Origin of the sequence: Protofrankia sp. Cas4, assembly GCF_963555915.1 — a bacterium.
GTDB lineage: Bacteria > Actinomycetota > Actinomycetes > Frankiales > Frankiaceae > Protofrankia.
In genome coordinates, this window is record NZ_CAUVXL010000243.1 from 1 (window position 1) to 11,136 (window position 11,136).

10 protein-coding genes are annotated in these 11,136 nt (G+C 68.7%); all 10 read right to left on the reverse strand.

All coding sequences use genetic code 11. The features are described 5' to 3' along the window. The coding region (locus U9979_RS21970) for an NADH-quinone oxidoreductase subunit I (RefSeq protein WP_322780805.1) at positions 1–241 on the reverse strand (241 nt) is incomplete at its 3' end. 3 nt (positions 242–244) lie between these two features. Beyond that, positions 245–1,615, reverse strand: a complete 1,371-nt coding sequence (nuoH, locus tag U9979_RS21975) for an NADH-quinone oxidoreductase subunit NuoH (RefSeq protein ID WP_322780806.1) — start codon at positions 1,613–1,615, stop codon at positions 245–247. Beyond that, positions 1,612–4,098 (reverse strand): NADH-quinone oxidoreductase subunit G, encoded by a 2,487-nt coding sequence (locus U9979_RS21980; protein WP_322780807.1) that lies wholly within the window; start codon positions 4,096–4,098, stop codon positions 1,612–1,614. Before U9979_RS21980 ends, nuoH begins: the two co-directional genes overlap by 4 nt. Before the next feature lie 5 nt (positions 4,099–4,103). Beyond that, a complete protein-coding gene (gene nuoF, locus U9979_RS21985; protein ID WP_322780808.1) occupies positions 4,104–5,432 on the reverse strand; it encodes an NADH-quinone oxidoreductase subunit NuoF in 1,329 nt (442 codons plus the stop codon). A 2-nt stretch (positions 5,433–5,434) separates the two neighbouring features. Then, on the reverse strand, positions 5,435–6,190 hold the full coding sequence (gene nuoE, locus U9979_RS21990; protein WP_322747885.1) for an NADH-quinone oxidoreductase subunit NuoE: 756 nt from the start codon (positions 6,188–6,190) through the stop codon (positions 5,435–5,437). Beyond that, positions 6,190–7,638: an NADH-quinone oxidoreductase subunit D gene (locus tag U9979_RS21995; protein WP_322754758.1), complete on the reverse strand. Its 1,449-nt coding sequence runs from the start codon at positions 7,636–7,638 to the stop codon at positions 6,190–6,192. Before U9979_RS21995 ends, nuoE begins: the two co-directional genes overlap by 1 nt. A gap of 106 nt (positions 7,639–7,744) precedes the next feature. Beyond that, positions 7,745–8,422: an NADH-quinone oxidoreductase subunit C gene (locus U9979_RS22000; RefSeq protein ID WP_322780809.1), complete on the reverse strand. Its 678-nt coding sequence runs from the start codon at positions 8,420–8,422 to the stop codon at positions 7,745–7,747. After that, positions 8,419–9,168 (reverse strand): NuoB/complex I 20 kDa subunit family protein, encoded by a 750-nt coding sequence (locus U9979_RS25390; protein ID WP_416220278.1) that lies wholly within the window; start codon positions 9,166–9,168, stop codon positions 8,419–8,421. Before U9979_RS25390 ends, U9979_RS22000 begins: the two co-directional genes overlap by 4 nt. Further along, entirely contained in the window at positions 9,159–9,518 is a 360-nt protein-coding gene (locus U9979_RS22010) for an NADH-quinone oxidoreductase subunit A (RefSeq protein ID WP_322747914.1), read from the reverse strand. Before U9979_RS22010 ends, U9979_RS25390 begins: the two co-directional genes overlap by 10 nt. Positions 9,519–9,795: 277 nt before the next feature. Beyond that, on the reverse strand, positions 9,796–11,136 hold a 1,341-nt coding region (locus U9979_RS22015), incomplete at its 5' end, for a geranylgeranyl reductase family protein (protein ID WP_322780810.1).

Sequence of the window (11,136 nt, forward strand, 5' to 3'; positions counted from 1 at the left end):
ACCGCTCTTCCTCGGTGTTGTCGGCGCCTTCGACGTAGATCGCGTCCGCTGGGCACGCCCAGGCGCACAGCTCACACCCGACGCACTTCTCCAGCCCGTCCGGATGGCGGTTGAGTTGGTGCCGGCCGTGGAAGCGGGGCGCGGTCGCCTTCTTCTCCTCCGGATACTGCTCGGTCGTCGGCTTCTTGAACATGGTCGAGAAGGTGACGCCGAAACCCTTGTAGGGGTCGAAGATCCCCATGGCTCAGCTCTCCTGACGCGGTCCACCCGCGGCGATGACGGAAGACGGTCGATGCGGGCCGGGGGTGTACGGCGGCGACGGCGACTTCGATGATGACTGCGATGACGGCTGGTGCGGCGGCCACGGAATCCGCTCCAGGCTGGGTGCGTTGCGCGTGCGCTCGTCTTCGGCGGCCTCAAGACGTTCGGCGTGCTTTCGAGCGCCGGGGTCGAGCAGCATGATGATGAGCAGGATTCCCACCGCGATCCCGCAGCCGATCAGCCACGGTGTCCGGTCGGTGACGTTCTCCCGGTACACCTTGAAGGTCGCCACGGCGAGCAGCCATACGAGCCCGACCGGGATCAGGACCTTCCAGCCGAACGCCATGAACTGGTCGTAGCGAAGCCGGGGCAGCGTGCCGCGCAGCCAGATGAAGACGAACAGGAATGCCAGCAGCTTCAGCACGAACCAGATCACCGGAAACCAACCGGTGTCGAAGTGCGAGAGGTACGGAATCGGCGGCGGCTGCCATCCGCCGAGGAACAGTGTCGTCGCCACCGCGGACACGGTGACCGTGTTGATGTACTCGGCGAGGAAGAAGAACGCGAACTTGATCGAACTGTACTCGGTGTGGAAACCGCCGACCAGCTCTCCTTCGGCTTCGGGTAGGTCGAACGGCGTCCGGTTGGTCTCTCCGACCATCGCGATGCAGTAGATGATGAAGGATGGCACCAGCCACACGTTCCACCAGTGGCGCTGGCCCGCGACGATGCCCGACGTCGACAGCGTCCCCGAGTTGAGGAAGACCGCGACGAAGGACAAGCCCATCGCGACCTCGTAGGAAATGATCTGGGCCGCCGAACGCAGGGAGCCCAGCAACGGGTAGGTCGATCCGCTCGCCCAGCCGGAGAGAATGAGCCCGTACACGCCCAGCGATGACGCCGAGAGCACGAACAGAACCGCGACCGGTAGGTCCGCGAGCTGCAGTGCGGTGTGATGGCCGAAAATCGACACGTCGGGACCGAACGGGATAACCGAAAACGCGAGGAAGGCCGGGATAGCCGAAACGATGGGTGCGAGGATGAAGACCGGCCGGTCCGCGAGAACCGGGATGATGTCCTCTTTGAGCATCAGCTTCACGCCGTCGGCCAGGCTCTGCAGCCAGCCCTTGGGGCCGTGCCGGTTCGGGCCGACCCGCTGTTGCATCCGAGCGACCACCTTACGCTCGAACACGATGGCGAAAAGCGTTGTCAGCAGCAGGAACGCGAACACGGCAACGGCCTTGAGGAGGATCAGCCAGAATGGGTCGCTGCCGAAGGCCGACAGGTCCGGATCTCCGGCGGCGGCGGCCAGCGGCTGCCCCACGGGGGCCCCGAGCGAGGATGAATAGCTCATGACCGGCCCTTCGAAGTCCGCCCGCTCGCGCCGACCCGTACCAGCTCGCCGGTGCGGGACGCGAGTGAGCGGCGCAGGTGTGAACCGGGCGAGAAGGTCGGGACCCACACCACCCGGTCAGGCATGGACGTGATCTCCAGGGGCAGCGTGATCGTCCCACGGTCGCTGGTGACCGAGACCAGGTCACCGTCGACCACGCCTATCTCGCCGGCGCTCGCCGCGGACAGCCTGACCTTCGGCGGTCGGGCCGTCCCGGCGAGATAGGGCTCGCCGTCCTGCATCCGACCGTCGTCGATCAGCTGGTGCCAGCTCGCCAGCACGGCGTGACCGACGGGCGGGTCAGGTGGCACCGGCGGTGCCACCGACGGCGCCGGTGCCCGCCGAACCGCGTCACCGGCACGGCCGAGCATGCCGAGCTCACGGGCGGCCGAGCCGGGGTCCGCGACACCGAGCGCCACCCCGAGTTGGGCGGCAAGCATGTGCAGCACCCGCACGTCGGCCAGGGCCGGAGTCTCCAGGACCTGTTGGAACGCGCGCAGGCGTCCCTCCCAGTTGACGAACGAGCCCGCCTTCTCCGCCACCGGTGCGACCGGCAGAACGACATCGGCGACCTCGGCCACCGCGGACCGGCGAACTTCCAGCGAGACGCAGAACGGCACGCCCGCGATCGCGGTGAACGCGGCGGCCGGGTCGGGCAGGTCCTCGACGTCCAGCCCGGCCACGACGAGCCCGTCGAGCTCGCCGGCAGCCGCCGCGGCGAGGATGGCCGCGGTGTCGCGGCCGGGCCGCACCGGCACGGCCGCGCCCCAGGCTTCCTCCACCTCGGCCCGTGCCGCCGCGTCTGCGACCGGGCGGCCACCGGGCAGCAGCGAGGGCAGGACGCCTGCGGCCAGGGCACCACGCTCGCCGGCGCGACGGGGCACCCAGGCCAGCCGAGCGCCGGTCGCCTCCGCAAGCCGCAGGACCGCGGTGAAGGTCCCGGGGGCCTGCGCGGCCCGCTCCCCCACCAGAATCACGGCTCCGGGCGCCCGCAGCGCCGCACCGACCTGCGATGCCGCACCGACCGTCGTGTCCGCAGCACCTGCGTCCCCGGCTGCCAGGCTCGACAGCAGCGCAGCCTCCCCGCCGGGGGCGGCGGGCAGCAGCGTCCCGGCCATCTTGGCCAGGCCCGGGGTCGCCACCGGCGCGATCGAGAAGATCGCCGTCCCCCGCCTGGCCGCGGCCTTGCGCAGCCGTAGGAAGGTGATCGGCGCCTCGTCCTCGGGTTCCAGGCAGACCAGCAGCACCGCGGGCGCGGCCGCGAGGTCGGCGTGGGTCACTCCGATGCCGGTACCGGCGACGGCGTGGGCCAGGAACTCCTCTTCCTCCACCGAGTGCGGCCGGGCGCGGAAATCCACGTCGTTGGTGTGCAGGACGAGCCGGGCGAACTTGGCGTAGGCATAGGCGTCCTCGCGGGTCAGCCGGCCACCGGCCAGGACGCCGACGCCGTGGCGGTCCCGGCACTGCGCCAGGCCCCGGGCCGCGAACGCGAGCGCCTCGGTCCAGGATGCCTCGACGAGCTCGCCGGTGGCGTCGTCACGGACCAGCGGCGTGCGGAGCCGGTCGGCGCCGCCGGCGTAGGCAAAGGCGAACCGGCCCTTGTCGCAGTTCCACTCCTCGTTGACGGCCGGGTCGTCGGCGGCGAGCCGCCGCATCACCGTGCCGCGGCGGTGATCCGTCCGCAGCGCGCATCCGTCGGCACAGTGCTCACAGGTGGTCGGGGTCGAGACCAGGTCGAACGGCCGGGCGCGGAAACGGTAGGCCGCGCTGGTGAGCGCCCCCACCGGGCAGATCTGCACGGTGTTACCGGAGAAGTACGACGTGAACGGCTGGCCTTCGGCGACCGCCACCTGCTCGTCCGCACCCCGTTCGAACAGTTCGATGAACGGGTCGCCGGCGATCTGCGCGGAGAACCGGGTACAGCGCGCGCACAGCACGCAGCGCTCCCGGTCGAGCAGAATCTCGGTGGAGATGGCCAGCGGCTTGGGGTAGGTCCGCTTGGTCTCCTTGAACCGGGAGACGGCCTTGCCGTTGGCCATGGCCTGGTTCTGCAGCGGGCACTCACCCCCCTTGTCGCAGACCGGGCAGTCCAGCGGATGGTTGAGCAGCAGGAACTCCAGCGTCCCCGCCTGCGCCTTGGTGGCGACCGGCGAGGTGAGCTGGGTACGCACGACCATGTCGGCCGACACTGCCGCCGTACAGGACGCGACCGGCTTGCGCTGGCCCTCGACCTCGACGATGCACTGCCGGCAGGCGCCGACCGGGTCGAGCAACGGATGGTCGCAGAAGCGCGGGATCTCGATCCCGAGCAGTTCGGCCGCACGGATGATCAATGTCCCCTTGGGGACGCTGACGGCCTGGTCGTCGATGGTCAGGGTGACGAGATCCGGCGGCGTGGGCACGACCGGAGGTGACAGGGCGCTGCTCGTCGACACGGTTGTCATAGTGATCAGTGAGCTCTCGCGAGGGCGTCCGGCGAACCGGCGACGCTGTCGGATGCGGACCGGGCCGATGCGGGCCCGCCAGCTGCGGACCGGTCAGCTGCGGGCCGGAGGAACTCGTCGCGAAAGAACGCGATGCCCGAAACGATCGGCGAGGTCGCACCGTCGGCAAGAGCGCAGAAGGCCCGGCCGAAGATGTTGTCGCAGGCGTCAAGCAGCGTGTCGACGTCGGCGGCGTCGCCGTCGCCCCGCTCGAGGCGGGACAGGATCTGCACCATCCACGGGGTTCCCTCACGGCACGGCGTGCACTTTCCGCACGACTCGTGCGCGTAGAACTGGGTCAGCCGCCGGACGACCTTGAGCATGTCCACGGTCTCATCCATGACCATGATGGCGGCCGTGCCGAGCAGGGAACCAGCCTCGGCGACACCCTCGAAGTCCAGTGGGACGTCGAGATGGTCGGCGGTGAGCATCGGCGTCGACGATCCGCCGGGGGTCCAGGCCTTCAGCCGCAACCCCCCGCGGACGCCCCCGGCCATCTCCAGCAGCTCGGCGAGAGTGGTTCCCATCGGCGCCTCGTACTGGCCCGGACGGGTCACATGCCCGGACAGACTGTAGATCTTCGGCCCCGGTGAACGTTCGCGGCCCATCGACCGGAACCAGGCCACCCCGCGTCGGATGATGTACGGGACGCTGGCGATGGTCTCGACGTTGTTGACCACCGTCGGTGACGCGTACAGCCCGTGTGTCGCCGGGAAGGGCGGGCGCAGCCGGGGCTGACCACGGCGGCCCTCCAGGGAGTCCAGCAGCGCGGTCTCCTCGCCGCAGATGTAGGCACCGGCGCCGGAATGGACGACCAGATCCAGGTTGAACCCGCTGCCGAGGATGTCGGCGCCGAGGTAGCCGGCCTGATAGGCCTCGGCGACCGCGGCCCGCAGCCGCCGTCCGCAGTGCACCAGTTCCCCGCGCAGGTAGATAAAGGCGTTGTTCGCCCGCACCGCGAAGGAGGCGATGATGATGCCCTCGATCAGCGAGTGCGGGTCTGCGATCATCAACGGGGCGTCCTTGCAGGTACCGGGCTCGCCCTCATCCGCGTTGATGACCAGATAGTGCGGTTTGCCGTCGCCCTGCGGGATGAAGCCCCACTTCATGCCGGTGGGGAAGCCGGCGCCGCCACGACCCCGCAGACCGGAGTCCTTGATGAGTCCGATGATGGCGTCCGGGCCCGTCTCCAGCGCCTGGCGCAACGCCTGGTAACCGTCGGTGCGTTCGTAGGTGGCGAGCGTCCAGGACTCGGGAGTGTTCCAGCGTCCGGTGAGGACCGGGGTGACCGGCATGGTCAGCTCCCCTTCGTCTGATGGGCGGTCTGCCTGGTGCGGGCCCGCTTGGCGGTGCCGGTCGGGGCGACCGTCGCACCGACGGCAACCGGGTCGGGCGTGCCCGCGGCAACCGGACCCGGCATGTCCACGGCATCCGCGACGAGGAGACCCGCCACGGATGGTTCACCCACGCCCGGCCCGGCCACCGCGCCGGGGCGCGGGTCGGGGAAACCGGCCAGCTGCCGGGACGCCTCGACGAACGTGCACAACGGCGCGCCGCGGGTCGGAGTCGGACGTTCGCCGCGTTGCAGCGCGGCCACGATCTCGACGGCGGAGTCCGCGTCGACCTGGTCGAAGAACTCGTAGTTGACGGTCATCACCGGCGCGTAGTCGCAGGCCGCCAGGCACTCCGCATGCTCCAGAGTGATCGCGCCGTCCGGTGTCGTCTCGTCGTGGCCGACACCGAGATGATGCGAGAGCCGGGCGTAGACGTCCTCGCCGCCGACCAGGGCGCACGACAGGTTCGTGCAGACCGACACCAACCAGTCGCCGACCGGCTTGCGCTTGTACATCGTGTAGAAGGTCGCGACCGCGCTCACCTCGGCCTGGGTGATGGCGAGCTCGGTGGCGCAGAACTCGATCCCCTCGGCCGTGACGCAGCCGTCCTCGGCCTGCACGAGATGCAGCATGGGCAGCAGCGCCGAGCGGGAGCGACCCGGTGGGTACCGGGCGATGATGTCCCGCGCGGCGGCACGGGTCTGTTCGGTCAGTGGCATTACCGGTCAACTCCCCCGAGAACTGGGTCGAGGGACGCCACGCCGACGATCACGTCCGCGACCTGGCCGCCCTCGGTCATCGCCGGGACCGCCTGCAGGTTGACGAAGCTGGGATCCCGGACGTGGACACGGTAGGGCCTGGTGCCGCCGCCGCTGACGACGTGATAGCCCAGCTCGCCGCGGGGTGACTCCACAGCCGTGTACACCTGCCCGGCCGGGACCCGGAAGCCCTCGGTGACCAGCTTGAAGTGGTGGATCAGAGCTTCCATCGAGGTACCCATGATCGTTCGGATGTGATCGAGCGAGTTACCCATCCCGTCGGTGCCGATGGACAGCTGCGCCGGCCAGGCGATCTTCTTGTCTGCGATCATCACCGGACCGGGACGCAGCCGGCCCAGGCACTGTTCGATGATCTTCATCGATTCGCCCATCTCCTCCAGCCGCACGAGGTAGCGGGCGTAGGAGTCGGCCTCCAACAGAATGGGGACGTCGAAGTCGTACGTCTCGTAACCGCAGTACGGCATGGTCTTGCGCAGGTCCCAGGCCAGACCGGCCGCACGCAGCACCGGTCCGGTCACGCCGAGCGCGATACAGCTGGCCGCATCGATGTAGTTGACATCGACCATGCGGCCCTTCCAGATCGGCTGCCCGGACAGCAGCGCGTGGTATTCCTTGATCCGTTTCGGCATGTCGTCGAGGAAGACACGGATATCGCGCTCAACCCCGTCGGGAAGGTCCTGGGCCAGTCCGCCGGGTCGGATGTAGGCGTGGTTCATCCGCAGACCGGTTATCGTCTCCAGGAGGTCCAGGATCTTCTCGCGCTCCCGGAACCCGAAAATCATCCCCGTGGTGGCGCCGATCTCCATCGCTCCGGTGGCGAGCCACACCAGGTGGGAGGCGATCCGCTGGAGTTCCATCACCAGCACCCGGATGACGGTCGCCCGCTCGGGGACCTCCTCGGTGACACCGAGCAGCTTCTCCACCGCCAGGCAGTAGGCCGTCTCGTTGTACAGCGGCGAGAGGTAGTCGGCCCGGGTGAGGAAGGTGACCGCCTGCGTCCAGGTGCGGAACTCGCAGCTCTTCTCGATCCCGGTATGCAGGTAACCGATCACGACCCGGGTCTGGACGACCGTCTCGCCCTCGATCTCCAGGACAAGGCGCAGCACCCCGTGAGTGGATGGATGCTGCGGACCCATGTTGACGGTGAGCCGCTCGGTGTAGTCCTCACCGCCGCCGAGCACCTGCTCCCAGTCACCGCCAGTGACCGTGTATATCCGCCCGTCTGCCGATTCGGTGAAGCCGGCCTCATAGGCGGCCGCGGACGCATCCGCCGCAGGCACATCGGCAGGAACGTCAGCGGGAACATCGTCGACCGGCGGTCCCGCGAACGGGCTGGACCTGCTGGACCTGCTGGACGTGCTGGACGTCTCGGAGGCGTGGGTGGTCATAACGAACCTCGTTGGTAAGAACGATACAGACTGGGACAACACAGACTGGGACGACGCAGATAGGGACGGCACGGATTCGAACGGCACAGATGAGGGCCGCGTCCGATCATGAGTAGCTCCGCCGCGTGTCGGGTGCCGGTACCTGGGCGCCCTTGTAGTCGACGGGCACGCCACCGAGCGGATAGTCCTTACGCTGTGGGTGACCGGACCAGTCATCCGGCATCATGATCCTGGTAAGGCTGTCGCGGCCGGAGAAGACGATGCCGAAGAAGTCGTAGGTCTCCCGCTCGTGCCAGTCCGCGGTAGGCCAGACACCCATGACGCTCGGGACGGTGGGGTCGTCGTCGGCGAGCGCGACCTCGACGCGGATGCGGCGACGCCAGGTCATCGACAGCAGGTGGTACACGGCGTGCAGCCGCCGGCCGCTCGGGTCGTCGGGGTAGTCCACCCCGGAAACCCCGGACAGCAGTTCAAAACGCAGACCCGGATCATCCCGCAGCGTCTGCGCGACCGCGAGCAGGTAGTCGCGCCGCACGTGCAGGGTCAACTCGCCGCGTTCGACCACCACGCGTTCGAGCGCCTCGCCGAGCTGCGGGAAGGAGCGCTCCAGGGCGTCGTAGACAGTGTCGGCGTCAGGGTCGCCAAACGGTCGTGCGGTCGAGGCCGGAGCAGAGGGTTTCTCCACGAGGCCGCCGAAACCGGAGGTGTCGCCGGAACCGGACGCACCGAAGGCGTCGCGCCGATGCGGTCCGCCCTTTCCCGAAGACGCCATGACGTCGCTCATGCCCTGTCCCCGTGCTCCGGTGCAGCCACCGGACGCTTGATCCGGCCGAACACCGAACCGGGAGCGATCGCGGCAGGTCGGCGCGTGTCGAGCGACGGTTCGACCGCACCGGCTCCGGTCGGGACCGGGGCACCGGCGGGAAGGCGGAACCGCTTGCGGTCGTTGACCGACAGCGTGTCGGTTTCCAGCGCCCCAGCCGGCAGACCGGCCCGCGCGGTTGCCACCTCGATCGGCTTCGGATAAGGCGAGTGGCCGATCGTAGTGTATTCGAGCTTACCCGTCACCGTGCCGGCGAGAATCTTCTCGTGCAGCTTGAGGATCGCGTCCATGAGCATTTCCGGCCGCGGCGGGCAGCCTGGGAGATACATGTCCACCGGGACGATGTGGTCCACACCCTGAACGATGGCGTAGTTGTTGAACATCCCGCCGCTGCTTGCGCACACGCCCATCGACAGCACCCACTTGGGTTCGGGCATCTGGTCGTAGATCTGGCGCAGCACCGGAGCCATCTTCTGGCTGACCCGACCCGCAACGATCATAAGGTCGGCCTGGCGCGGGCTGGCCCGGAACACCTCCATACCGAACCGGGCGAGGTCGTAACGACCTGCGCCGGTCGACATCATCTCGATGGCGCAGCATGCCAGGCCGAACGTGGCCGGCCACAGCGAGGACCGCCGTGACCAGTTGGCCATCTTCTCCACGGTCGTGAGCAGCAGGCCACCGGGCAACTTCTCTTCTAGTCCCATTCGAGGCCTCCGCGTCGCCACACGTACGCATAGGCGACGAATACGGTCGCGATGAACAACACCATCTCGACCAGCCCGAAAATCCCCAGGCTCCCGAAGGCGACCGCCCACGGATACAAGAAGATGATCTCGATGTCGAAGACGATGAACAGCATCGCGGTCAGATAGAACTTCACCGGGAAGCGGTGTGGGCCGACCGGCTCGGGCGACGGCTCGATTCCGCACTCGTATGCGTCGAGCTTGGCGCGGTTGTACCTCTTCGGGCCGACCAGCGACCCCATGATCACAGATCCGATCGCGAACGCTGCCGCGATCACTAAAAGTACGAGGATCGGCACGTAGTTCGACAGCATGCCGAGCTCCTCTCTGCAGGTCCGGTGCGGGATGTGGCAGTGGCGGTGTGCCGTTGACGATCAGTTGCAGGCGACCCGGGGTTCGCTGGTCGGATCGCGCCCGGGAGCCTACGCGACGCCCCATCCGGGGGTTGCGGCCGGTTTACCCCGACCCGGCTGGTGATGTCCGGCGGCATTCAGCGGGTGACGTCCGGCGGCATTCAGCGGGTGACGTCCGGCGACGTCCAGCGGGTGACGTCCAGCGGGCGACGTCCGGCGACGCACGTTTGGGCACTCAGGTCGCGGGCGCGACTCTGGTCATCGCGTTGATCAGACGGTCCAGCGCATCACCTCCCCGCGGGTCGGTGAGATTCGCCAGCAGCTTCAGCGTGAAACGCATGAGCGTCGGCCGAGGCAGCCCGTACCGGGTTGCCGTCCGCATCACGGCCGGGTTTCCGATCAACTGGACGAACACCCGACCGAGGGTGTAGTAGCCGCCGTAGCGCTGGCGGAGAAGGTGCGGGTATGCCTGCAGCGCCCGTTCCCGCGACGGCCCGGACGCGCGGGCCATCGCCTGCACGGCCACCTCGGCCGCGAGACGTCCGGACTCCATGGCGTAGGCGATGCCCTCGCCGTTGAAGGGATTGATCGCACCACCCGCGTCCCCGACGAGCATGAGACCGTCGCGATAGTGCGGCGTGCGGTTGAAGGCCATCGGCAGCGCGCCACCGCGGACCGGACCGGTGGCGTTCTCCTCGGTGTAGCCCCACTCCGGTGGGAGACCGCCGAGCCAACGCCGGAGTAGGTCCTTGTAGTCGGTGTTCTGGAAGGCGCTGGTGGTGTTCAGCAGCCCGAGGCCGACATTGCTCGTTCCGTCGCCGACACCGAAGATCCAACCGTAGCCGGGAAGCAGCCGGGAGGCCCCCGGTGTGCCCTCCCACAGTTCCAGGTGGGACTCCAGGAAGTCGTCGTGGGTGCGGGGGCTGCGGTAGTACCGGCGCACCGCAACGCCGAGCGGACGATCATCACGGCGGCCGATGCCGAGCGAGAGGGCCATCCGCGCGCTGTTGCCGTCAGCTGCGATCACCAGCGGAGCGCGGAACTCGACCGGTTCGCGGCCACGGCCAGCCTTCGCGTGGACTCCGACAACCCGACCGGTGCGCTCGTCGAGCACCGGGCCGGTGACCGCGGTTTCCTCCCGCAGCCGTGCGCCTGCCTTCTCGGCATGCCGGACGAGCAGCTCGTCGAAGTCGAGCCGGGGACGGACCAGGCCGTAGTCCGGCCAGTTCGCCAGCTCGGGCCACGGCAGTTCGAGTCGCACGCGGCCGCCGACGATCCGCAGGCCGCGGTTTCGGACCCACCCGGAGCCCTGCTGGACCGACCCGGAGATCTGGGCACCCCGGGGTACCTCCCGACCGACCCCGGCCAGATCGACCCCGGCCGGACCAACCCCGGCCGGATCGCTGCTGGTGTCGATACCCATCTCGATCAGGCTGCGAACGGCCCGGGGAGTGAGCCCGTCACCGCAGACCTTCTCCCGCGGGAAGCTCGTCTTCTCCAGCAGGACGACCTCCAGCCCGGTGCGGGCCAGGTGATACGCAGCCGCCGACCCGCCTGGTCCAGCACCGACAACGAT

Bases quoted from the DNA above. Each gene is read 5' to 3' on its own strand.
- nuoH (WP_322780806.1), bottom strand. From the start codon at position 1,615: ATGAGCTATTCATCCTCGCTCGGGGCCCCCGTGGGGCAGCCGCTGGCC.
- U9979_RS21980 (WP_322780807.1), bottom strand. From the start codon at position 4,098: ATGACAACCGTGTCGACGAGCAGCGCCCTGTCACCTCCGGTCGTGCCC.
- nuoF (WP_322780808.1), bottom strand. From the start codon at position 5,432: ATGCCGGTCACCCCGGTCCTCACCGGACGCTGGAACACTCCCGAGTCC.
- nuoE (WP_322747885.1), bottom strand. From the start codon at position 6,190: ATGCCACTGACCGAACAGACCCGTGCCGCCGCGCGGGACATCATCGCC.
- U9979_RS21995 (WP_322754758.1), bottom strand. From the start codon at position 7,638: ATGACCACCCACGCCTCCGAGACGTCCAGCACGTCCAGCAGGTCCAGC.
- U9979_RS22000 (WP_322780809.1), bottom strand. From the start codon at position 8,422: ATGAGCGACGTCATGGCGTCTTCGGGAAAGGGCGGACCGCATCGGCGC.
- U9979_RS25390 (WP_416220278.1), bottom strand. From the start codon at position 9,168: ATGGGACTAGAAGAGAAGTTGCCCGGTGGCCTGCTGCTCACGACCGTG.